19 protein-coding genes and 2 pseudogenes are annotated in these 21,747 nt (G+C 67.1%); 8 read left to right on the forward strand and 13 right to left on the reverse strand.

The features are described from left to right. Positions 1-203: 203 nt before the first annotated feature. Positions 204-959, forward strand: coding sequence for an abortive infection family protein (locus ET989_RS13210; RefSeq protein ID WP_206662370.1), 756 nt, complete (start codon positions 204-206; stop codon positions 957-959). 97 nt (positions 960-1,056) lie between these two features. After that, the gene (locus ET989_RS13215; RefSeq protein ID WP_131169768.1) at positions 1,057-2,136 is read left to right on the forward strand and encodes a hypothetical protein; all 1,080 of its coding nucleotides are present in this window, start codon (positions 1,057-1,059) and stop codon (positions 2,134-2,136) included. A 328-nt stretch (positions 2,137-2,464) separates the two neighbouring features. Here the strand turns inward: ET989_RS13215 and ET989_RS15035 are convergent, their stop codons facing one another. The 3 genes from ET989_RS15035 to ET989_RS13230 form a co-directional block, all read right to left on the reverse strand. Next, a complete protein-coding gene (locus ET989_RS15035) occupies positions 2,465-3,001 on the reverse strand; it encodes a phosphotransferase (RefSeq protein WP_241656356.1) in 537 nt (178 codons plus the stop codon). An 878-nt stretch (positions 3,002-3,879) separates the two neighbouring features. Next, positions 3,880-4,788, reverse strand: a complete 909-nt coding sequence (locus ET989_RS16030; RefSeq protein ID WP_131169772.1) for a sensor histidine kinase — start codon at positions 4,786-4,788, stop codon at positions 3,880-3,882. After that, on the reverse strand, positions 4,785-6,617 hold the full coding sequence (locus tag ET989_RS13230) for an AAA family ATPase (RefSeq protein ID WP_165490177.1): 1,833 nt from the start codon (positions 6,615-6,617) through the stop codon (positions 4,785-4,787). Before ET989_RS13230 ends, ET989_RS16030 begins: the two co-directional genes overlap by 4 nt. 441 nt (positions 6,618-7,058) lie before the next feature. Between ET989_RS13230 and ET989_RS15175 the strand changes: the two genes are divergently transcribed. Then, a complete protein-coding gene (locus ET989_RS15175) occupies positions 7,059-7,244 on the forward strand; it encodes a hypothetical protein (protein WP_180320791.1) in 186 nt (61 codons plus the stop codon). Between the two features lie 106 nt (positions 7,245-7,350). On the opposite strand, the pseudogene ET989_RS15690 reads toward ET989_RS15175, so the two are convergent. Both ET989_RS15690 and ET989_RS13240 read right to left on the reverse strand, forming a co-directional pair. After that, a pseudogene (locus ET989_RS15690) lies at positions 7,351-7,608 on the reverse strand (helix-turn-helix domain-containing protein); the annotation flags it as partial. Then, on the reverse strand, positions 7,493-8,089 hold the full coding sequence (locus ET989_RS13240; RefSeq protein ID WP_010534181.1) for a recombinase family protein: 597 nt from the start codon (positions 8,087-8,089) through the stop codon (positions 7,493-7,495). The gene ET989_RS13240 and the pseudogene ET989_RS15690, both read right to left, overlap by 116 nt. 193 nt (positions 8,090-8,282) lie before the next feature. Between ET989_RS13240 and cmtR the strand changes: the two genes are divergently transcribed. The 3 genes from cmtR (at position 8,283) to ET989_RS13255 (ending at position 10,026) form a co-directional block, all read left to right on the forward strand. Then, on the forward strand, positions 8,283-8,642 hold the full coding sequence (gene cmtR / locus ET989_RS13245; protein WP_006590980.1) for a Cd(II)/Pb(II)-sensing metalloregulatory transcriptional regulator CmtR: 360 nt from the start codon (positions 8,283-8,285) through the stop codon (positions 8,640-8,642). Then, on the forward strand, positions 8,639-9,241 hold the full coding sequence (locus ET989_RS13250; protein ID WP_131169776.1) for a cadmium resistance transporter: 603 nt from the start codon (positions 8,639-8,641) through the stop codon (positions 9,239-9,241). Before cmtR ends, ET989_RS13250 begins: the two co-directional genes overlap by 4 nt. Before the next feature lie 224 nt (positions 9,242-9,465). Continuing rightward, positions 9,466-10,026, forward strand: a complete 561-nt coding sequence (locus ET989_RS13255) for a recombinase family protein (RefSeq protein WP_241656357.1) — start codon at positions 9,466-9,468, stop codon at positions 10,024-10,026. A gap of 117 nt (positions 10,027-10,143) precedes the next feature. Here ET989_RS13255 and ET989_RS13265 read toward each other — a convergent pair whose 3' ends face one another. The 3 genes from ET989_RS13265 to ET989_RS13275 all read right to left on the reverse strand — a co-directional run bounded on the left by ET989_RS13265 (position 10,144) and on the right by ET989_RS13275 (position 13,420). Continuing rightward, positions 10,144-12,378: a copper-translocating P-type ATPase gene (locus ET989_RS13265; protein WP_131169780.1), complete on the reverse strand. Its 2,235-nt coding sequence runs from the start codon at positions 12,376-12,378 to the stop codon at positions 10,144-10,146. A gap of 71 nt (positions 12,379-12,449) precedes the next feature. Beyond that, a complete protein-coding gene (locus ET989_RS13270; protein ID WP_131169782.1) occupies positions 12,450-12,782 on the reverse strand; it encodes a heavy-metal-associated domain-containing protein in 333 nt (110 codons plus the stop codon). 71 nt (positions 12,783-12,853) lie between these two features. Continuing rightward, positions 12,854-13,420, reverse strand: a complete 567-nt coding sequence (locus tag ET989_RS13275) for a sensor histidine kinase (protein ID WP_206662371.1) — start codon at positions 13,418-13,420, stop codon at positions 12,854-12,856. Positions 13,421-13,868: 448 nt separating this feature from the next. On the opposite strand from ET989_RS13275, the gene ET989_RS16035 reads away from it, so the two are divergent. Beyond that, positions 13,869-14,138 carry a restriction endonuclease gene (locus tag ET989_RS16035; RefSeq protein WP_131169861.1) on the forward strand — a complete coding sequence of 90 codons (270 nt, stop codon included), beginning with the start codon at positions 13,869-13,871 and terminating at the stop codon, positions 14,136-14,138. A 187-nt stretch (positions 14,139-14,325) separates the two neighbouring features. Here the strand turns inward: ET989_RS16035 and ET989_RS13285 are convergent, their stop codons facing one another. The 4 genes and pseudogenes from ET989_RS13285 to ET989_RS13300 all read right to left on the reverse strand — a co-directional run bounded on the left by ET989_RS13285 (position 14,326) and on the right by ET989_RS13300 (position 20,239). After that, positions 14,326-14,610 carry a hypothetical protein gene (locus ET989_RS13285; protein WP_131169784.1) on the reverse strand — a complete coding sequence of 95 codons (285 nt, stop codon included), beginning with the start codon at positions 14,608-14,610 and terminating at the stop codon, positions 14,326-14,328. A gap of 759 nt (positions 14,611-15,369) precedes the next feature. After that, positions 15,370-17,762: pseudogene (locus ET989_RS13290) on the reverse strand (cobyrinate a,c-diamide synthase). 99 nt (positions 17,763-17,861) lie between these two features. Beyond that, positions 17,862-19,298, reverse strand: a complete 1,437-nt coding sequence (locus ET989_RS13295) for a cobyric acid synthase (RefSeq protein ID WP_131169786.1) — start codon at positions 19,296-19,298, stop codon at positions 17,862-17,864. Further along, positions 19,295-20,239 (reverse strand): cobalamin biosynthesis protein, encoded by a 945-nt coding sequence (locus ET989_RS13300; protein ID WP_131169788.1) that lies wholly within the window; start codon positions 20,237-20,239, stop codon positions 19,295-19,297. Before ET989_RS13300 ends, ET989_RS13295 begins: the two co-directional genes overlap by 4 nt. A gap of 33 nt (positions 20,240-20,272) precedes the next feature. Here ET989_RS13300 and ET989_RS13305 point away from each other — a divergent pair, with 33 nt between their 5' ends. After that, a complete protein-coding gene (locus tag ET989_RS13305; RefSeq protein WP_131169790.1) occupies positions 20,273-21,040 on the forward strand; it encodes a cobalt-precorrin-6A reductase in 768 nt (255 codons plus the stop codon). Here the strand turns inward: ET989_RS13305 and cobA are convergent. Further along, a complete protein-coding gene (gene cobA / locus ET989_RS13310) occupies positions 21,006-21,746 on the reverse strand; it encodes a uroporphyrinogen-III C-methyltransferase (protein WP_131169792.1) in 741 nt (246 codons plus the stop codon). The two genes, ET989_RS13305 and cobA, sit on opposite strands and share 35 nt — an antisense overlap. Between the last annotated feature and the right edge of the window lies 1 nt (position 21,747).

Below are 21,747 nucleotides of genomic sequence, written 5' to 3' on the forward strand. Positions count from 1 at the left end.
CAACGTCAACCTCGAAGCACCCGACGAAGACGCCTACAACCTGGTCATTGCACTCGCCTCCGGCACCGCGAACTACCAGGACGCCGCGGCTCTACTCACCGAATGGCACTGACGGAGCGCGGCATGAGCGGAAGTCTCGGGAGGCGTCGAGAAGTTGACTCATCGGCCGCCGCGATCCAGTATGCGTGACACACGATCCTGACGTGACGACCTCTTCCGGCAGTGGCTTGCCGTTCCGGGTCCTGAAGAAGGCGACGGACATGTTCGCCCGAGACACCGGCTTCAGTGGGCCCGAACTGCACGACCTGTTTGCTGAGCACACTGACGCGCTCGGCCCCTACCAAGGCTGGGGAGGCGGCGCCGCCTCACGGTGGCAAGTCTTCCAGGATGGTGTCAACGCACTCAGCCCGGCGGATCAACGAAGCTTTCTGCTAGCGCTGTGCGACTACGACGGTTACTGCAAATACGGCATACCTTCGATGGAGGACAGGTCGGCCCTTCGCGCGATGCTCCTTGAGGACACCGTTCCGGGCGCAACGGCGGCCGGCAAGGCGTTGGCCAAGTTGACTGATTGGACCGCGGTGACCAGAGCCTGGCAGGCCGCCCTGGACAAGGTAGACACCGATCGTGAGGGAGCCATCACCGCCACTCGCACGATGCTGGAGAGCATCTGTAAGCACATATGTGACGAGCGCAACGCAATTTATGAGGACGGCTGGGATCTAGCAAGGCTGTACAAGGCAGCGGCTTCATCCATGGAGATTGCCCCGGATCAGCACAGTGAGCAGATCATCAAGCAGATCCTCACGGGTGTCACGACAGTTGTTGGTGGGCTCGCCGCCATGCGCAACACTCTTAGCGATGCCCATGGGAAGAGCAAGCGGGTCAGTCCGGCCAGCGCCGAGGCATGCGAAGCTCGCCGTCAACGCCGGCTTTGCGGTCGCCGGATTCTTGATTGACACTCATGTGGAGAAGAAGTCGTCACAGCACTGACGATGCGGCAGGGTGGCGCGAGCGCCAGGCCGATCGGTGCCATATGCGCGGAAGGACGCCAGAATGACCTCTCCCAGTTCGAAGGCGCGTCGAGCGACACACGCCGCGAAGGTCGCGGCTCGAAGCGCTCAGAGGTGGGGCACGATCAAGTGCTACGTAGAGCGATTCGAACGTCCTGGCGGAGTACCCGACATCTGCCTTCGCGAGAAGCGAACCCGGCGAAGGGTGCGCATCCTCAGTGGCGAACCCCTGCACCAGTATGTTCCGCCACTGTCGAACCTACTTCAGGACTGCCATGCCCACGGCGGCGGGCTCATCGAGCCTCGCAGTCGCCATGAGCATGTCGCCATCGTCGCACCGATCTTCAGGCAGAACGCTCAGGAGATCTCTGTTTGGTTCGACGACGAGTTCTCTGTGACGGTGCACATCATCACGACAGGCGCCACCTCGCCACCCGTCTCCGTCTGGTGCTACATCGAGGAGTACCCCAGCGAGAGCGGGGGTCTCGGCGTCCGACTCCGGCAGAAGTCGACCGGCCGCAAGGTGGAGATGTACGGGAAGTCACAAAACCACTTGGCCACCTTTCTTGCCAGCCCGACTTTCACGGGCGCGCGCGAACACATGCCGAATCTCTATGAGAAGGACGGATATCACGACTACGTGTTGGTCTCTGGAGGGACGGCCGTGGACTCCTACGACTTGCTCCTGTTCAAGGACGGCCCCGAGCTCACGTATCTGCTCGGGCCAACACCGGATACGGCTTACCGAGACGCATTCCGCGTCCTGAAAGAGGAATCTCCTGCGGATGCGCACCATAGGACGGCGCGCAGTCATTTCGAGAGGGGGCACTACCGCGAGGCCGTGCTCTCCGCCCGTCTTGCCGTCGAAATGGCCTGCGGCGAAGGTGGGCCCGGTGTGAAGCGTCGGTTGGCCGGCGCCCCCAGAGATGTGGCGATGGCCGGTAAAGCTCTCTTCGAGAAGCGCAATACCGCCGTACACGAGGGCGGCACGAGAGTCGAACAGCCGGACGCGCGGGAAGCGATTGACGCGATGAGAGTCATCCTTGACTATCTGGCGCCACACCGACCCACCGTGACCGTCGGGGCAGCACTTCCCCGGAAGCCTCTTGGCGGAGGGGTGTAGCTGGACGCCGGAAGCTCCGCCCGGGCTAGGAGAAGCACTTGACGCGGCATGTCCATTCGATCTCTCGGGCACGGGAGAGCTAACGCGCGGCCGGCCACCGCGCGCAGTGCGGCATGGTCGAGCGCGCATGAGGGGTCCAGCCTGAAGGCCACCTTCCCCCACAGGGCGGCCAATACAGGAAGTTCTGAACGCGAAGGTGTTCGAAACCTCAACGACGTCGCTCGTGGACTAACGCCCCTTCTCGAACCCGTTCTCCACGATCCCGCACACCCGACCTCAGAAGCACACTCGTACGGACGGCATCATCCAGCAGCGTACCAACCGGACTTCACCCGCTGAATCCGCGAACTTCTCGAAGAGCGCTACTGGCCACCGCAAGTGCTTGCCAAGGCTCAACATCTGGGTACTTCAGCTGTCGCATAGCGTGTGCATAAGCGACGGCAGCGCAAGCTCGCGCATTTGCAACACTATTCGCCCAAGCACGACAAGCCAGGATGAACTCTGGGTATGGAGACGCCGCAGCGAAGCGCCCCGCGTCAGGCCACTCAGCGCAAACCTCTCGACTCAACCACTCAAGATCCCCCGGCCGGTCTTTGTGAAACAGAACGCTCATCTCAAGGGTGACCGGATCCAGGCAAGATGGCGACTCTCCACAATCACCGAAATCGATCATCACCGGGTTGCCACGCCTGTCGATCAACACGTTCTCGCCATGTAGATCGCCGTGTTGGGGCCAAATGTCCATCTCGACGTCTATCTCTTCCTCTGCAAGAAGTGCATCGATTTGATCCCTGAATGGTTGCAATTTCTTCATGGCCAACTTTTCATTACTCACACGCTCGGCGCGCAGATCACTTAAGGCCACCCTTCGCTTCTCACCACTACTACCCCAAGGCCCAGTGGCTTCACGCAAAGGCCCAAGTGTAGCCGCTGCCACGGAAGGATCCGAGTTCAAGAGCTGGAAGAGGGATCGGCTTCGGCTATCGGCAAGCGTCGAAAATAGGGCCACTCTGCCCCTCAATCCGTGAACGATGGGAGACATAGCTGGTGCAAACGACCCGGGTCGGAGCCTCCCAGCGACGTGTATCTCATATCGGGTGAGCTCCGCTAAGCCGACGCCTGACGGCAAGACCTTAACGAAGCAGTGACCCCGAGAGATTTCCCCTTCGGTGAAAGACACGCGCGCGGTTGCTGCGCCCGACAAGCCGGACAGAAACTGCACCTCAGCGCGATCCGCGCCGATGCGTCGCGCATAGATCTGTGTAGCACGGACCAACATGGCTTGGTCCTCATTGCCAGGCCGTGCATCGACTTCGCAACGACTCCGCACATCCAAGAGCGCGTCGACCATCCTCTTCACGAGGCCTTCCGCTTCGCCTGGCATGTCCTTTTCGGCGAGCTGAACTATCGGAAAGTTGATTACTCCGAACAGCTCACCGACCCCGCCTTGCGAAAGAGCATCCTTAACGTTTCTCCTGGTAGCAAAATTCGTGAGGAATATCAATGGGGTGCCTGGCTGTGTTAGACGAGCGGCAGCATGCACCGCAAGGCCGTGCGCCTCGTCAGCACCTAAACCCTGATCGTGGGCTGGAATGCGCAGATCGCACAAGACTAGATCGAATTACTCCGTCTCCAAGTTCCTCACGGCCGTGCTGTGACTTCTTGCAAAAGAGACGTTGCATCCTGGCACGATATTCTGAAGCCAGCGCGATGTTCGAGCGGCACTGGCGTCTTCGTCTTCCACTAATAGGACTCTCCAGAAGTCGGATCTGAAGTCATTGTCCAGCGGATCTCGCATGCCGTTCCTCCTCCATCTCGCGGCCTAAGGGTTAGACTCCCCCCGAGGGAGTGGATAGCTCTTTGAGCTATAGTCAGTCCCCAGCCAAAGTGATTAGTCTTCGACTTGGTGGTCTGACCCGGTTCCGCTGCCCCAGAAAATCCCGTCGGCAAACCAATGCCCTCATCTAGGACTGTTATCCAAACATCCGAGTCAGTGTGCCCGCAAGTGCAAACTACTTTTCGCCCCGATCCCTCACTGGCCTCTACCGCATTCCTGATGACGTTAACGTATGCCAATTCGAGCAGATCAGGATCCCCAAACACAATGACGGGCTCGTTACGCGCAGTAAGGACCTCATTCTCCCCGTAGCCTGCGTCGCGCGCACCCGAGGCCAAGAAGTCGCCGAGGTCGAACTCGCGGTTGCGTGGCGACGCAGCTGCGTCATGAAGTTGGTGGACAACCCGAAGAAAAGCTCGCATTCGATCGATTGCTCTAGCGGTCTCACTCGACTCGAAATGGTCTGCCAACTCTTCTCTCGCCGAATCGTCGATCCTCATGAGGAGGCCACGACTCTCATGTACGAGCACCCTGGTCACCACGCTAATTGCTTCCGCACGAGCGTCCTCCAAATCCTCGTTCTCGGCAATGCTGATCCACGTCTCTCCACGTTCGAGTGACCCGGTTTCGTCCCGCCAGCGGCGCGACATATCCTCCAGGGCTCGAAGTACCCAGGAGTCCGACTCATTCCTGGCGAGAGCCCTGATCTCCGGAAGTAGGGTTGCATCGCCCACTTCAGCCAGAAGCCTTACACCTTTTAACCGCTCACCCGCTCGCGTGGACCTCAGCTGCACGAGGGCCTGTTCGACGGTCATATGCTCGGTCCTAGCTGGGCGCCATAGAAGCGTGCCCGAGCCGAAAAGGCCTCCGGACCTCCTTCCATAATCTGAGTCACGGACTGAACTATTTCATGAGCGTCGAGCGGGCCGGACTGTCTCACGTAGCCACGGTCACCATCGGAATCCATCACGATAATTCTGTCCGCATTGCCGAGTACAGGGATATTTGCGTTGTGGGATGCAAAGATGAACTGATCCGGCGACGTCCTCCTCCTCAGTGCGGGCACCAGGGTCGAGGCAATAAAGGCGTTATCAAGATGGTCCTCGGGCTGGTCGATGAGAAGCGGGTCTCCATGATGCCCCAAAAGCACGGGGAGGACCACCGTACAGCGCTGGCCGATCGATAGCCGGTCACTCGTCTTGTAGTCCCGACCATCCAAGAGGGACAGAGTAACTCCATCGTCAATGCCAGCGGATACGATTCGGCTCACACCTGATCGTCGTAGTGCGCCCACTATTGCCGCAGCCCGGTCTGGTGTGACGTCGAGCGTATTTGCCAACTTGATGTGTTGACCCAGCTCTACCCAAGAAGCTAATTCGAGTGGCGAGACAGCGCTCACAATCAGGCGAGCCAGGGTGTTGTAGTGCAAGCCGCTACCACGGAGCGCCTCAATTATTGCAGATTCGTATTCCGCGGTGGAGCTAGATCGGGTCACAGAAACCTTCACTAGGGGAAGTAGGCGTGCATTCAGTTGGTCCGCCGCTTCTCGTCTCTCACTGAAGATTCTGCTACGGAGATCGTCTAACTGTTCGTACAGTCCGTCCCTCTGCTTCGAGAGCCTCTGAAATACATCTGTATGCTGACTCAAACGCTTCCTGAGCGCAATCAACTGTCCGTGTTGTTCTTGCAATTCCGCAACACGCCTTGTTGCCGAGCCGACTCCTGCTTGTACTGAGTTAAGCAATTGGCGTAATTGCCTTCCCTGGGAGTCAATTTCGTGCCTACGTTCCGCGGAGCGGTGCTGCGCTTCCGTCAAAATGCCCATCATCTGGCTCGCCAGTTTTTCGGCAGCGGCAAGATGTCGATCGATTGCAGCCAAGCACTCACGGGCAGGTCCTAAGATGACATCCGGTTTCGCAGAAGAAGCCGGCGGGAGCACTTGCTCCGTCTGGCCCTTGGCCGCAAAGAGTGTCCGGGTGAGTGTCTGGCTCGCATGGACTGCTTGCTCGATTGTGGCTGCTTCAAGTGCCGCGGTTTCCGTACTAGCCTGCAGCTTAAGCAGTCTCGAACGCTCGGCCTCGGTAGCCTGCGACGCCGCTAGGATTGACTGCTGCTCGGCCTGGGCGGCCGCTAGTTCCTCCGGTACAGCAGCCAAGGAGGAAATCTGTTCCCGTAGCAGACTTCCCTCTTGGATTGCTGCATGAAGTTCCTGCGTTAGACTCTCAATCTCCGTTTGGAGTCCCAGAAGAGAGCGTCCGGTCCCTTCTCGCGTGGGACGGAAACGGTCCAGAAGGTGAAGTCGCCCTGCAGCTTGGGCACCCACCGCCTCGACTTCGTTTTGAGCCAGGACCGTACAAGGGAATGACCTCCCACCGGATGAAGCAATGTGCCCGGACGACGTTCTGGTGATCACGTATTGAACACCGGAGTCGTTCACCGTTACGGTGACCGCTCCGCCTTCGAGGACCGCCAGAGCCTGTTGATTGCCGATAGCCGCGGCGTCCGCAGTGAAGGCCCCTGCATTCAAGGCATATCGTATGAGTTCTATGAGCGAGGTCTTGCCTGTTCCCCGAGCACCAATGATCACGTTCAAGCCCGGGGTGAACTGTACGTCGAGATTGGCAAGGAAGCCCTCGGCCTCCACCTGAACTCGCTCTATATACACTCTTGGCCTCCGTTGTGAGAGTCCGATGAGTATCTCATGCGGCGCGCCGTCGGGGCTGAGGTCGATGAGCCCTCCATCGCGGGAACCTTGGGGCTTGACGGCGAACGGCGAAGGGTCGCGCGCGAAGTAGAGGTGAGGCACGAGCTACAACGCCACAACGTCGCACAGTCGTGAGCGAACTTGGGCTGTGACTCGCGGACGTCCGGGTCGTATCGGTGAGGAGATCACGTGGTCGGCAGGCGGCGGCGCCCGTCCGACTCTGGGCAGTTGAGTAACCACACGCCCTTCGGCAGAGTCGAGCACACCTGATGGGCGCCCAAGGGGATGAGGGCCGCTTGGCCGCTTGCTCGGACGTCCAACAGGGTGTACTCCATGGACGGCTGAAACAGCTCCCAGCCTGACTGTGACTTCGTCTGCTGAATGGCGGGGTTCTTCGGTCGCTTCGTGGCGGGGTCAGGTGACACCGATGACCAGGGTGCTCTGTGCGGCTTCGATGACGTCGTTGGTGATGGTGTCGAGTTCGTTGATCTTCAGGACCCGCTGGATCTGGGGGAAGAGGCGTTCGAGGAGCCGGAAGTTGCCGCGGGTGATGGGGGTAGTGGCTGAACTGCTTCTCCAGGCCGGGCATGCCGATCAGGATCACGTCGACGAGGTCGGGCGGAAGGCGGCGGGAGCCGGCGTCCGCCCGTGAGGCTGTCTCCAGTCCGGCGTAGCCGTCGGCGCGGTAGCGGGCGTGCCAGCGCTCCAGGGTCCGCAGCCCTACATCGGTCTCGCGAGCTAAGCGCGCGAGGGGCAACTGGTCCTCGACGTGGAGCCTGAGGATTCGCCACCGCGCTCGAGCGTCCACGACGCACCTACTGCAAGGCGTTCTCGCGCCCGCGCTCGGCGCGCTGAAGGGCGCGGTAGACCGTGGAGCGGCCCACGCTGAACAGCTCGGCCAGCTCGCCCACGGTGTGCTCGTCGGCGGCATGTAGCTGGACGAGGTGAGCTTCTTGCCGGGGGGTGAGTTTCGGTGACTTCCCGCGCAGCCGGCCCTTGGCCTTGGCGACCTTCATCCCCTCGCGGGTGCGGGCACGGATGAGGTCGGCTTCGAATTCGGCGACCATCGCCAGCACGTTGAACAACAGTTTCCCCATCGGGTCGGTCGGGTCGTACACCGATCCGGCGATGCTCAGCTTCACTTCCCGCGCCGCGAGGTCGTCGGCGATCTGGTGGGCATCACGGACTGAACGCGCCAGCCGATCGAGCTTGGTGACCACGAACGTATCGCCGTCCCGACAGGCAGCCAGCGCCTGCCGCAGGCCCTCACGGTCGGCGTTGCGGCCCGTGAGCCCGTGATCGACGTAGATGCGCTTGGGATCGACGCCGAACGCCGCGAGTCCGTCACGCTGCGCGGTCAGGTCCTGCTCGTCGGTGGAGACTCGGGCATAGCCGACCTTCAAGGGGGACATGCTCCCCAGTGTGTCATATAGCCTCCCTTCACCGGACAGTTCACCGGACGGGTCTTACGGGACAGCCCGCCAGGCGTGCCGTCGTTCCTCTCGATAAGTAGCGGTGGTGTCCGGTGGGGGTTCCCCTTACGGGCATGCGATCTGGGCTGACGCCTGTGACCGAGTGTTCAGTGCGTGCGGTATAGTTCAGTCCATGCTGACTATTGCTTCGCGTCTCGACGTGATGAACCGCCTGGGTCGTGCACTGGCCGACCCCACTCGATCCCGGATCATCTTGACCCTGCTCGACCATCCCGCTTACCCGGCGGAACTGGCCCGAGATCTGGACCTGACACGCCCGAACGTGTCCAACCACCTGGCATGCCTGCGCGATTGCGGGATCGTCGTCTCCGAGCCCGAGGGTCGTCGGACACGATATGAGATCGCCGATTCGCACCTGGCGCAGGCGCTGACGGCACTGGTCGATGCCACCCTGGCAGTGGACGAAGACGCCCCGTGCATCGATCCCGCCTGCTCGCTTCCCGGATGCGACGCAGCTGGGGAGGGCGCATGATCCTCACCTCGGTCTTGCAGGCGATGGGCCTGTTCGCAGCGACCAACATCGACGACATCATCGTGCTCTCCCTCTTCTTCGCGCGAGGGGCAGGCCAGCGCGGCACTACCGCCCGCATTCTGGCCGGCCAGTACCTCGGATTCGCCGGCATCCTCGGTGCCGCGGTCCTGGTGACCATCGGTGCCGGAGCATTCCTGCCCTCGGCAGCCATCCCGTACTTCGGTCTCATCCCTCTGGGCCTCGGCCTCTGGGCCGCATGGCAGGCCTGGCGCGGAGACGATGACGACGATGACGACGAGGCCAAGGTTGCCGGCAAGAAGGTCGGCGTGTGGACCGTCGCAGGAGTCACCTTCGCCAACGGCGGAGACAACATCGGCGTCTATGTCCCCGTCTTCCTCAGCGTGGAACCTCTCGCAGTGGTCGCCTACTGCATCGTCTTCCTCGCGCTCGTCGCGGTCCTGGTCGTAGTCGCCAAGTTCGTTGCCACCCGGCCGCCGATCGCCGAAGTGCTCGAACGCTGGGAGCACATCCTCTTCCCCATCGTTCTCATCGGCCTCGGCATCGCGATCCTCGTCAGCGGCGGAGCCTTCGGACTCTGACGTAGCGGCAGCGATCCAAACGGCCCCGACCGGGCGCACCCCTCTCGGTTCAGACCGCGACACCTACCTGCAGCCAGTCCTGCGTGATCGCGGCAACAAGACCGCCACGGAGCGCTGCAAAAACCCCGCCACCAAGCGAACGAAGCCACAGCCTGACCGTAAACCTAAGCCTCGCATGCGACACTTTGACGAATGCGACGGAAGGTCTAGATGTGGGTGGACGGGTGTACGGATATGCGCGTGTTAGCTCGAAGGATCAGAACCTGGAGCGCCAACGTGAAGCGCTCGCTGGCGTCGATGTGCTGGTCGAGGAGCAGGTCTCTGGGAAGAATGTCGCCGATCGCGAGAAGCTCCGTACGCTGATGGCGTTCGCGCAGGCGGGGGACACCATTCGGGTGAAGTCGATCGACCGGCTTGCCCGTGACACTCGGGATCTGCTGCGGATCGTGGACGAGTTCGCGGCCAAGGGCGTGGCGATCGAGTTCCTGGACTCACCCATGCTCAACGTGACCACCAAGGAAGGGCGCGCGATGCTGACGGTCTTCGCGGCCTTCGCCGAACTCGAGCGCGAGGCCATCCGCGAGCGTCAGGCCGAAGGGATAGCCCTCGCGAAGGCGGCGGGCAAGTACCGCAAGGCCCGAAGGCTCACCGCTGAGGAGATCGCTGCCGCGCGGTTGCGCATCGAGGTTGGGGTACCCAAGGCGCGGGTGGCCAAGGACCTCGGCGTGAGCCGCCAGACCCTCTACTCGGCGTTGGAGGGCAGGGGCAGCTACTCGGCGGTCTGATGATACGTGTGCGCACCTGGTGTACCAGGTCGAACATCTCCTCTGGGCCGGAGTAGGCATCCTTGTCGATCCCGTAGGGTTGAGGGTTCATATCAGAGTTCGCGCCAAGAGGCGCGATCAGGAGGTCGCGGGTTGAAGGGCAGCCTCCGGCCGGGGGGCGCCGAGGGGGGCCAGGTGGCCCGGGTCCAGGTTGATCCGGCGCAGCAGTTGGGCGTTGAGGGCGACCACGATGGTGGAGGCGGACATCAGGATCGCGCCCACCGCGGGGGAGAGCACGAACCCGATCGGGGCGAGCACGCCGGCGGCCAGCGGCACGGCGAGCACGTTGTAGCCGGTGGCCCACACCAGGTTCTGGATCATCTTGGTGTAGCTGGCCTGGGAGAGCTCGATCATCGACAGCACCGCGCGGGGGTCGTTGCTGGCCAGCACAACGCCGGCGGACTCCATGGCCACGTCGGTGCCGGCGCCGATGGCGATGCCGACCTCGGCCCGCGCCAGTGCCGGGGCGTCGTTGACGCCGTCGCCCACCATGGCCACGGACAGTCCCCGGGACTGCAACTCGGTGACCTTGGTGTCCTTGTCCTGGGGGAGGACCTCGGCGAAGACCTCGTCGATGCCCAGGTCCGCCCCGACGGCCTCGGCGACCTGGCGGGCATCGCCGGTGATCATCGCGACCTTGATGCCGCGGGCGTGCAGGGCGGCCACGGCGGCCCGGGACTCGGGGCGGACCTTGTCCTCCACGGCGACCGCGCCGATAACGGACCCCTCGCGCAGCACGTGCAACACCCCGGCCCCGCGCGCGGTCCAGGAGGCGGTGTGCTCAGTGATCTCCGCCGGCATGGTCAGGTTAAGCTCGCGCAGCATGTTCGGGCCCCCGACGAGGATCTCGGAGCCGTCCACGGTGGCGCGCACCCCGCGGCCCATGGCAGCACTGAAGTCCGTGCCGCGCTTGCGCAACGTGCTGGCCTGCGGGTGCTGCCCGGCGGCGGTGACGATGGCCCGGGCCACGGGGTGCTCGCTGTCAGCCTCGGCCGCGGCGGCCACCGCCAGCAGTTCTGCCTCGGACACGCCGGGCATCGCGGTGACGGCGGTGACGACGTGGGCGCCCTCGGTCAGGGTGCCGGTCTTGTCGAACAGGACCACGTCGATGGTGCGCATCCGCTCCAGGGCCATCCGGTCCTTGATCAGGACCCCGGACTTGGCGGCCTTCTCCGTGGAGAGGGCGATCACCAGCGGGATGGCCAGGCCCAGGGCGTGCGGGCAGGCGATGACCAGCACGGTCACGGTGCGGGTGACCGCGTCGGTGGGCTGGCCGATCGCGGTCCACACGATCGCGGTGATGATCGCCGCGACCAGGGCGAACCAGAACAGCAGGGCCGCCGCCCGGTCGGCCAACGCCTGGGCGCGGGAGGAGGATTCCTGGGCGTCGGCGACCATCCGCTGGATCCCGGCCAGGGTCGTGTCGGTCCCGACGGCGGCCACCTTCACCCGCACGGTGTTGTCGGTGGCCACGGTCCCAGCGACCACCGTGTCCCCGGCCTGGCGCAGCACGGGCTTCGACTCCCCGGTGATCATCGCCTCGTCGAACTCCGCGGCGCCCTCGAGGATGGTCCCGTCGGCCGGCACCCGGGCCCCGGCCCGCACTAGCACCACATCGCCCACGGCCAACTCGGTGATCGGCACGGTGATGGTGTCACCGTCCACGACCTTCTCGGCCTCCTCCGGCAGCAGCGCCGCCAGCGCGTCCAAGGCGGAGGAGGCCGCGCCCAGGGCGCGCATCTCCATCCAGTGGCCCAGCAGCATGATGACCACCAGCAGCGCCAGCTCCCACCAGAAGTCCAGCATCAGGTCCCCGATGCCCAGGGTCGTGACCCAGGAGGCGACGAAGGCCACCGTGATGGCCATCGCGATCAGCAGCATCATCCCGGGCTGGCGGGCGCGCAACTCGGTCAGCCCGCCCTTCAGGAAGGGCATGCCGCCATAGAGGTAGATCACGGTGCCCAGCACCGGGGCGATCCACGCCGAGCCCGGGAACTCGGGGACGTGGTAGCCCAGCAGTTGCCCGACCATGTGGCTGAAGAACACCACCGGGATGGAGAGCACCAGTGAGACCCAGAACCGGTTCTTGAACATCGCGGTGGAATGCCCGGCGTGCTGACCGTGGTCGTGGACCTGGTGGTCCTCGTCCAGGGCCGAGTGGGCGTGACCCTGCGGCATGGCCTGACCGTGGGTGTCGGCGTCCGCGGGGTGGTGGGCGTGGCCGGCGTGCCGGTCGCGATTGGCGTGGGGGTTCGGGTCTGGGTGCTCGGCGGTCTGGCCGGTGGGGTGCTCGGGGTGGTGCGGGGTGCTCATGGTGTTCCTTCTGCTCGGCGGCCTACGCGGTGGCCTACTCGGGGATGAAGCTCCGGCGCTGAGGGGATGGGTCAGTGGGTGAGGACGCGGTAGCCGGCCGCTTCGATAGCGGCCTGCACGGCCCCTGCGGAGGCGGGCCCGGTCACGGTGACGGGGGAGGCCCCGCCGGCGACCAGTTCGACCCGGACGTCGTCCGCCCCGTCCAGGGCGCTCACCGCCTCGGCGACGGAGCCCACGCAGTGTCCGCAGGTCATGCCCTCCACCTGGTAGGTCGCGGTGCCTGCGCTCGTCCCGGTCGGATCGGCACTTTGGCGCCCGGCGGGGGCCGGGGTGTCGGCGGCCGGGGCGCAGCACGAGCAGTCGGTGGTGGCCATCGGCAGCGGGGTGCGGGGGGATTCGGTCATGACGGTCTCCTGCAGGTCTTGGGGCGGCACCGGACGGCACCTCCACCCCCGGTATATACCCCACGGGGGTATCATTCAAGGGATGGGACGCCGATGTTCGCGGTGGATGAACGGGTGCGCCGGTCCGTGGGTTGTTCGGTGGGCAGGTCGATGGTGAACGTCGCCCCGGCCGTGGTGGAGGTCGCGGTCAGGGTTCCGCCGTGGGCCTGGACCAGGGCGCGGGAGATGGCCAGGCCGACCCCGGAGCCGCCGTGGTCCCGGTCGCGGGCGGTGTCCCCGCGGTAGAAGCGTTCGAAGATGTGCGGCAGATGCTCGGGGGAGATGCCCTCGCCGGTGTCGGCGACCCGGAGGGTGACCTTCGACGGGCCCTGCCGGGCCTCGAGGGTGACCCGGCCGCCGGGCGGGGTGTGGCGCAGGGCGTTGGTGAGCAGGTTGCCCAGCACCTGACCCATGCGCTGTCGGTCCACGTCCACGGCCAGGCCCGGATCGGCGTCCAGGGCCAGGGCCACGCCCTTGGCGGCGTAGGCCTCGCGGTGGGCCTCGGCGGCGGCGTGCAGCAGCTCGGCCACGGGTTCGGTGGTGCGGTCCAGCCCGATCCGTCCCTCCTCGGCGCGGGAGACGTCGTTGATGTCCTCCACCAGCGGTCCTGAGCGCGAAACCAGCCAACCAGGAGCGCTGGCTGCCACAGGCCCGCATCATCCCGGGCCAGAACGTGACGGACCGTCCTGGCTGGTTCTGTGGCGCGCATCCGAGCAATGCGGTCGCCCAGAGTGCCCAACTCCGAGGTGATGCGCGAGGACATGCAGCAAGGATACGAACAAATGGTCCAGCTGATCGATTGATGAGTGGGTGGCTGAATGGTGCGGGCTCGGCGACAGGATCTACTAGGCCGAGGGGGAGTGCCACTCGGAGGCTCCTGCCCGCCGATAGGCTGCCAAGCACGGGGCACGCACAGCAGCGGCGCTCCCACCCGTGTACCGAGGAGGACACCCCGTGGCGACCCGCACCACTGTCCAGCAGGTCATCGACGAGTTCCGCACCACATACGACACGAACGTGGCACGCGGGGAAGCGTTCGAGAAGCTGATGGTCGCCTACTTCCGGCTGGACCCCACCCTTGCGGCCGAGTATGACCTCGTGGAGCGCTGGCCCAACTGGAACCACAACGAGGGCACCCACGACTCAGGCATCGACCTGGTGGCGCGTACCACCGCAACCGGCGAGTGGACGGCCATGATTCCTGGACGAGGGTGCCGACCTCCGCAACTCCACCTACGCCAACGGTGGCGAGATCCTTTGCCAGCCCCACGGGATCGAGGGTGTCGCTGTAGTACGAGGTGGCGTCAGCGTCCTTGATTCGGCGTTGGGCGGGCCGGCCAAGAACCCGCTGAAGCCGCGCCCACGTGCCGCAATGCGGCGTGTGGGCGCGGCATTGTTGGACCCGGGCGTCGACGGGCTGGTGGCGACAGGCACGCCGGGGGAGGATGGGGCTTCGGCCCCAGCTTCTTCGAACCGACTAGGCCAACCCGATGCTGCGGCCACCTCACCTGCAACCAGGCCCCACTCGGAGTGCTCGGTAGCCCGCGTTCGCCAAGGTCCACGGGCCCGTGCTGTCGGTCTCGGGGCCTTGCAGTCCGCCGGCCAAGAACCGAACCAGTCGTGTCGGTGAGTTGTAGCCGGCGTTGACGTGGGCCAAGGTGGCGGCCCCCCTAACGAGCGTCTCAATGGAGACCTGGCTGGCAACCAACCTGTCGAAGTACTCGATCACCTTGAGTGCATCCCCGGCGGTGGGGTCGAGCAGCGACAAGCGGCCGCGAAGCTCGTGCATTCCTCGATCCCCTTTCGCACGGTGCGCACGGTGGCCTGCCGGGCTAGGGGCTGACGCACCCGTGAGTCTCTCGACCATAGAGGGCAGTAACTCGTGGCGCCAGCGTCGCGGAAGAGCGCGTGGACCTGACAGCGCGCGGGTACATGTGCGGGGCCCGCCAGCACCGCGGGAGTTGGGCCATGCCTGGGTTCTCCGATTGGGTCTGTCTCACGCGAGACTGAGCTGGAGCGGCACCAACTTTGGTACCAACGACCCCCGCAGTTGCTCGTTCTGGGGCCACTGGGCAAGTCTCGCCACGCGGCCGGTTCCAGCGTTGCGGCTACGGGAAACAAGGGTCAGCAGCGGTCATAAGTGGACGTCGCGCTCACTCAGAGGCTTCGTGGTCCAAGACTGGCTGCTGCAGTCGCGATGATCTTCGGTCTGCGCTTCGGGCGGGCTCGTATGGAGGCGAGGTGGCCCACCTGCAGTCGCCGCCGACCCCGGTTCCCGCTCTTCGGTCGGATGGTTCGGGCCTGCGGGTGTCGGTACCGAGTTTGGTACCGACCACCCCCTTTAGCTGCCGTTCCTAGGTGCCACTACGGGGAACGCCGCTGATGCCCGATATTGAGCGTGGCGACAAGGGGGTTCAGGGGTCTCCAGGGACGCTCGCGGGTAGGGTCTGATCTAGTCCGATGGTTGCCCGTTCGAGTCGGGCCGGGGGCGCTGTCATACGCGGTCAGCGCCTTGATTGGCGCCAATCAGTGTCATCGTGACGGCACCTCAGCCAGACGTGGACGGGTGGCTGCCGGCGGCCTGTGCGATGGCTGCGAGGGCTTCGGCCAAGGCTGTTGACGTGGCCTCGTCGCGGACGGCGGCCCTGAACCAGTCGGGGCCGAGTCCGGGGAACGTCTCCCCGCGACGGACAGCGAACCCGTGCCTGGCGAGCCGTGGTCGGATGGATTCCCGCCCCAGTCTGGTGCTGGGGACGAGGACGAACGGCGTCCGGGGGGTGCCGGCGACAGGGAACCCCACGTTGGCCAGTGCTGAGCACAGCAAAGCGCGGTCGTTGTCGGTCTGACGGGCCGCAGCCCCGGCCTCAGCGAGGGCTTCGGGCGTGTTGCAGACCACGAGGGCGTCGAGGGCTGGGGTGGAGGTGGCCCAAGGGCGCTGGCGGTGCGCCAGCACTTCGACGAGGCGGGGGTCTCCCACCACGTATCCGGCCCTGATTCCGGGGATTCCCCACATCTTGGTGAGGGACCGAACGACCAGCATCCCGGTCAGGTCGTCGCCGTTGAGAACCGACTCTTGCTCTCCGGGGACGAAGTCCATGAAGGCCTCGTCGACGACCACGATCCGGTCCGGTCGGCGGAGGGACCGGATGGCCGCGGCGGGGTGGAGGGTGCCTGTGGGGTTGGTGGGGTTGCCGATCACGACGAGGTCGCCGTGGGGGACCTTGTCGGGGTCGAGCAGGAACGCGGGTGCGGGCAGCACGTGCCTGGTCACAGGGAGGCCGGCGTCGGTCAGCGCAGACTCGGGTTCGGTGAACTGGGGGTGGACCACGACGGGTTGCGTCGGTCGGAGGGATTCGGCGACCAGGGTGAACGCCGCCGCCGCGCCGGCGACGGGTAGGACGTAATGGGGTGGGACGCCGTGGCGGTTCGCGAGTGCCGCCATGGCTTCTCGGGGGTCGGGGTAGATGGCCCAGCGGGCGGGGTCGTGGGTCAGTGCGTGCAGCAGCCAGGCGGGGGCCGGGCTCCGGACGTTGACGGCCAGGTCGATGAGGCCGGGGGCGGTGTCGGAGTCCCCGTGGTGGCGGAGGTTCATGGGTGCGCCCGGTGGAAGTGCGTGGCGGCCTCGGCGAAGCGCCGGGCCTGCTCGGGGTGCCCGGCCCAGTGGACGTGGTGGTAGCTGGCCTGGACGCCCCTGCTGAGGTGGGGGTGGCTGTCGGTCGGTTCGACCGTGGTGCGGTGGAACTCGTGGAAGCGATACGTCTCGCCGGTCCGCACGGTCAGTCCGTCGTGGGGGACAGTGGACTGCTGGTACCCCAGCGTGAGCCGCTCCGACATGCGAGCGGCGAGCGGCAGGACGCCGGCCATGGGGGCGCCGTCGAGGCTCCGACACAGGTAGAGCAGCCCGGCGCACTCGGCGTAGGTGGGAAGCCCCGCCTCCACGGCCGCTCTCACGTGGGTGAGGAGCGTGGTGTTGGCGGCGAGTTCGCTGGCGAACACTTCGGGGAAGCCGCCACCCAGGTACAGCCCGGCAGTTCGGTCGGGCAGGTTGGGGTCGGTGAGGGGGTCGAACTCGACCACGTCGCATCCGGCTGCCTCCAGCAGCTCGGTGGTCTCGGCGTAGCGGAACGTGAACGCCCGTCCAGCCGCGATGGCGATCCGTGGGCGCTGCTGCGACCTGGTGGGGGCGTCCATGGCCAGTGCCCTGACCGGCGACCAGGGCTCGGTGTCGAGGGGGGCCGCAGTGCGGGCCAGGTCCAGCAACGCATCGAGGTCGACGTGGTCGGCCACGAGCGCGGCCGCCGAATCGACCACCGCCTGTGCGGCGGCCCGTTCGGCGGCGGGTACCAATCCCAGATGCCTCGAGGGCACGACGAGAGCGGTGCTGCGCGGTATCGAGCCCAGGAGCGGCAGGCTCACCTGCCCCAACGCGTCGGCGACCTCGGCCAGCGCGCGCGGCGAGCCCACCCGGTTCAGGATCACGCCGGCGACGCGCGGCGCGTCGGGGTGCACGGCGAGTCCGTGTGCGACGGCGGCGGCGGTGCGGGAGGAGTGGGCGGCGTCCACGACGAGCACGACCGGCGTGTCGGTGAGCTGGGCGACGTGCGCGGTGGAGCCGAAGCCCCGGCGTCCGTCGACCTCGCCGAGCTTGCCGTCGTAGAGCCCCATCACGCCCTCGATCACGGCCACGTGGGCTCCGGCTGAGCCGTGCAGCAGAAGGGGGGAGATCAGGTCGGCCCCGCAGAGCCAGGGGTCGAGGTTGCGGCCGGGGCGTCCGGTGGCCAGCGCGTGGTAGCCGGGGTCGATGTAGTCGGGGCCGACCTTGAACGGCGCGACGTCGAGCCCGCGGGCCCGCAGTGCGGCCATCAGCCCGAACGCCACGGTGGTCTTGCCGGCCCCCGAGGTGGGCGCGGCCAGGGCGAACCGAGGCAGTGCGGTCACCATGCGATGCCCGCCTGCCCCCGCGCGCCGCGGCCGGCGTGGACGATCAGCGGGGGCTTGGTGCGCCGTGCGCGCGTGGTTTCGCCGTGGGACGGTGCCATCTCAACTCCTCAACGCCAGCAGGGCGTCCAGGTCGAGGTGGGCCTCGACGGCATCCGCCAGCGTGTCGATCATGGTCTCACGGGCTGCCGCGTACCCCGGCCCGGGGGTCGGTCGCCAGTCGCTGCCGGCCAGTTCGGTGACGTGGGTCAGGAAGGCCACACGGAATGCGTCGTCCTCGAATGCCCCGTGCAGCATTGTGCCGAACGTCGCGTCGTCGCGGACGCCGTCCAGGAATGCTTCCCCGCTCCGCGCCGTCACCTGGCCGTGGTGGATCTCGTAGCCGGACACCTCGAGGTTCCGCCACCTGTAGGAGGACCGCCGCGTGGTGCGCTCACCGAAGACGAACTCGACCGGCAGCACGCCCAGCCCGGCGACGTGGCCTGCACCGGACTCGATGTCGTCGGTGATCGTCCTGGCGAGCATCTCGAAGCCGCCGCAGATGCCGAGCGTGGGGCGTCCGGACGCATGCCGCTTCTTCACCACTTGGTCGAGGCCACGGTCGCGCAGCCAGGCGAGGTCGTTCAGCGTCGCGCGCGTGCCCGGCACGACCAGCAGGTCGGACGCTGCCGCCACGGCCGGGTCGGTGGTCACGTCGACGCGCACCCCCGGCGTCGCGGCCAGCGCCTCGACGTCGGTGGAGTTGGAGATCCGGGGCAGGCGGAGCACCGCCACCCGCAGCTCGTGGCCCTCGCGGTGCTGGGCCCCTGCGGACCAGCGGGCGATGTCGAGGGCGTCCTCGCCGTCGAGCCAGACGCCGTCGAGCCAGGGCAGCACACCGAAACACGGCAGACCGGTGCGGCGGGTGATCTCGGCCAGGCCGGGGTCCAGCACCGTCTGGTCGCCACGGAACTTGTTGATCACGTATCCGGACAACAGGCGCTGGTCGGCGGGCTCGAGCAGCGCCCAGGTGCCGTACAGGCTGGCGAGGACGCCACCGCGGTCGATGTCGCCAACGATGACCACCGGGAGGTCGAAACGCTTGGCCAACCCCATGTTGACGTAGTCGCGTTCGCGCAGGTTGATCTCGGCTGGCGACCCGGCCCCCTCGACCACGACGAGGTCGTGTTTGCCGGCGAGATCGGCGTAGGCGGCGTAGGCGGACTCGGCCAGGTGGGCCCGGCCGGTGGCGTACTCACCGGCCTCGAGGACGCCGGCGTCCCGGCCCCGCAGCACGACGTGGGCGCGCCGGTCGCTGCCGGGCTTGAGCAACACCGGGTTGAGCAGGGTGGACGGCTCGACGCCCGCCGCCTGCGCCTGCAGGTACTGGGCGCGGCCGATCTCGCCGCCGTCGGCGCAGATCGCGGAGTTGTTCGACATGTTCTGCGCCTTGAACGGCGTGACCGTCAGGCCGCGGCGGGCGAAGGCACGGCACAGGCCGGTGACGACGAGCGACTTGCCGGCGTCCGAGCTGGTGCCGGCGATGAGCAGGCCGGTCATCGGGTCCTCCTGGTGACGAGGGCGGCGGTGGTGCCCGCCAGGGCCGTGGCCGCAGCCGTGACGGCGGTGACCAGGCGGGCCGCCTGACGGACGTCCCCGGCGCTCGGGTGGGGCCAGTCGGGGTTGCCCAACGTACCGCGGACCTCGACGCGGTCACCATAGGTGTTGGCGCCGCCGAGCCGGACGCCCAACGCCCCGGCCCACGCCGCCTCGCACCAGCCACCGTTGGGGCTGGGGTGGTCGGCGGCGTCGCGCAGCATGGTGGTGGCGGCCCGGCGGGGGATGCCGCCGGCCAGCGGGGCGACGGCGCAGGCGAGCGCGCCGGTGAGCCGGGCGGACGCCCAGCCGAGCAGGTCGTCCAGGTGAGCCGAGGCGGTGCCGAAGTGGGCGTAGCGGTCGTTGCGGTGGCCGACCATGGCATCCAGGGTGTTGACGGCCCGATGGGCGGCCATGCCTGGCATGCCCGCCACCGCCGCCCAGCACAGGGTGGCGACGACGGCGTCGTTGGTGTTCTCGGCCAGGGACTCGACGGTGGCCCGGCCCAGGTCATCGGTGGACAGGCCGTCGGGGGAGCGCCCGCACAGGTTCGGGAGTTGAGCGCGGGCAGCGCCCAGGTCGCCGGTGGCGAGCCGGTCTGCCATGGCGTGACCCTCGCGGGCGAGCGACCGGGCCCCGAGGCACGCCCAGGTGACAACGGCGGTGGCCAGGGTGTGCGCGACCGGGTGGCGGCGGGTCAGCCGCTCGGCGGCGACACCGCACGCCAGGACGGGTGCGACCGCGACCGCGGTGAAGGCGGCGCCGCGTGAGCGTGAGTCGGCGTACAGTTCCCGCTCAACCGTCGCTGCCCACGACCCGAAGGCCGCGACGGGATGGCCGCGCCGTGGGTCGCCGAGGACCGCGTCAGCGGCGACGCCGAGCACCAGGCCGAGGGCGCGGCTCATCGGGCACCGCGCGGGCGGTTAGGGTCGAGGACCATGAGGGTTCTCGTGCTCGCCGGCACCGGCGACGGGCAGGCGGTGGCGCAGGCGCTGCGGGCGTCCGGGCTGGAGGTGGTGGAGTCGGTGGCGGGCCGGACGGCGGCGGCTCGGGGCCGGGCTGTGCACGAGGGCGTGCGCGTCGGTGGGTTCGGCGGCGCCGACGGGCTGGCCGCCTGGCTGCGCGAGCACGACGTCGGCGCGGTCGTGGACGCCACGCACCCGTTCGCGCAGCGGATGACGGTCAACGCCGTCGAGGCCTGCACCCGCGCCGGGGTTCCGGTGGCGCGGTGGGTGCGGCCGTCGTGGCTGGAGCGCCCCGACGCCGCGTCGTGGCTGTGCGTGCCCGACCATGCGGCGGCCGTCCGTGGGGCGGCCGGGAAGGGTCGGGTCCTGCTCACGGTCGGACGCCAGGAGCTGGCGGCGTACCGGGAGCTGCACGACGTGGTCGCCCGGGTCACAGAGCCGACCGCCGGCTGGGTCACCCCCAACGGTTGGGAACTGGTGGTCGCCCGGGGGCCGTTCGACGCGGCTGCCGAACACGACCTCATGGCCGACCGAGGCGTGCGCGTGCTCGTGACCAAGGATTCCGGCGGTGCCAGCACCGCCGCCAAGCTCGATGCGGCGGCGACGCTGGGGGTGCAGGTCGTGATGATCACGCGTCCGGCCGACCCTGACGGCATCCCGAGGCTCACCGACACCGACGCCGCCATCCGGTGGGCCAGCGCGGCGCTCACCGCAGGTCCAGCCCGGCCACGTCCCCGATGACGGTGACGGACGGGGGCCGCACGCTGTTGCTGACCGCCAGGTCGGCGATCGTGGCCAGCGTGCCGCGCACGACCTGCATGGCGGGGCTGGCTGCCTTGGTCACGACCGCGGCGGGCGTGTCTGCGGGGAGGCCACCCTCGGCCAGCGCCGCCGCGATGGCCGGCAGATGGCGCACCCCCATCAGGAGCACCAGCGTGGTCCCGCTCTGCGCGAGGGCTGCCCAGTCGATGTGGCAGTGCGGGTCGTCGGGAGCGACGTGCCCCGACACCACCGTGAACCCCTGCGACACGCCCCGGTGCGTGACCGGGATGCCCGCCAGCTCGGGGGCCGCGACCGCCGACGTGACGCCGGGGACGACGGCGACAGCAACGCCGGCGTCCGCGCACGCGATGAACTCCTCACCGCCGCGCCCGAACACGAACGGGTCGCCACCCTTGAGCCGTACGACGTGCCGCCCCGCCCGGGCGTGCTCGATGAGCAGGGCGTTGATCTCCTCCTGCGGGGTCGCTGGGCCGTGCGGGGTCTTGCCGACGTTGACGACCTCGGTGCCGTTGACCAGCGTGCTCACATCCGGAGCGAGGTGGTCGGTGAGGATGATGTCGGCCGACTGCAGCGCGCGCAGGCCGGCGAGGGTGAGCAGGTCGGGGTCGCCGGGGCCGCCTCCCACCAGGGTGACGCGGCCGGGTGCAGGGTCTGGGGAGGTCATG

Origin of the sequence: Propioniciclava sinopodophylli (assembly GCF_004324755.1) — a bacterium.
GTDB classification, from domain to species: Bacteria; Actinomycetota; Actinomycetes; order Propionibacteriales; family Propionibacteriaceae; genus Propioniciclava; species Propioniciclava sinopodophylli.

What these genes read in the sequence shown, in the direction of transcription:
- ET989_RS13215 (WP_131169768.1), top strand. Translation starts at nt 1,057, where the DNA reads ATGACCTCTCCCAGTTCGAAGGCGCGTCGAGCGACACACGCCGCGAAG.
- ET989_RS16030 (WP_131169772.1), bottom strand. Translation starts at nt 4,788, where the DNA reads ATGACCGTCGAACAGGCCCTCGTGCAGCTGAGGTCCACGCGAGCGGGT.
- ET989_RS15175 (WP_180320791.1), top strand. Translation starts at nt 7,059, where the DNA reads ATGGCGGGGTTCTTCGGTCGCTTCGTGGCGGGGTCAGGTGACACCGAT.
- ET989_RS13240 (WP_010534181.1), bottom strand. Translation starts at nt 8,089, where the DNA reads ATGTCCCCCTTGAAGGTCGGCTATGCCCGAGTCTCCACCGACGAGCAG.
- cmtR (WP_006590980.1), top strand. Translation starts at nt 8,283, where the DNA reads ATGCTGACTATTGCTTCGCGTCTCGACGTGATGAACCGCCTGGGTCGT.
- ET989_RS13250 (WP_131169776.1), top strand. Translation starts at nt 8,639, where the DNA reads ATGATCCTCACCTCGGTCTTGCAGGCGATGGGCCTGTTCGCAGCGACC.
- ET989_RS13265 (WP_131169780.1), bottom strand. Translation starts at nt 12,378, where the DNA reads ATGAGCACCCCGCACCACCCCGAGCACCCCACCGGCCAGACCGCCGAG.
- ET989_RS13270 (WP_131169782.1), bottom strand. Translation starts at nt 12,782, where the DNA reads ATGACCGAATCCCCCCGCACCCCGCTGCCGATGGCCACCACCGACTGC.
- ET989_RS16035 (WP_131169861.1), top strand. Translation starts at nt 13,869, where the DNA reads ATGGTCGCCTACTTCCGGCTGGACCCCACCCTTGCGGCCGAGTATGAC.
- ET989_RS13285 (WP_131169784.1), bottom strand. Translation starts at nt 14,610, where the DNA reads ATGCACGAGCTTCGCGGCCGCTTGTCGCTGCTCGACCCCACCGCCGGG.
- ET989_RS13295 (WP_131169786.1), bottom strand. Translation starts at nt 19,298, where the DNA reads ATGACCGGCCTGCTCATCGCCGGCACCAGCTCGGACGCCGGCAAGTCG.
- ET989_RS13300 (WP_131169788.1), bottom strand. Translation starts at nt 20,239, where the DNA reads ATGAGCCGCGCCCTCGGCCTGGTGCTCGGCGTCGCCGCTGACGCGGTC.
- ET989_RS13305 (WP_131169790.1), top strand. Translation starts at nt 20,273, where the DNA reads ATGAGGGTTCTCGTGCTCGCCGGCACCGGCGACGGGCAGGCGGTGGCG.
- cobA (WP_131169792.1), bottom strand. Translation starts at nt 21,746, where the DNA reads ATGACCTCCCCAGACCCTGCACCCGGCCGCGTCACCCTGGTGGGAGGC.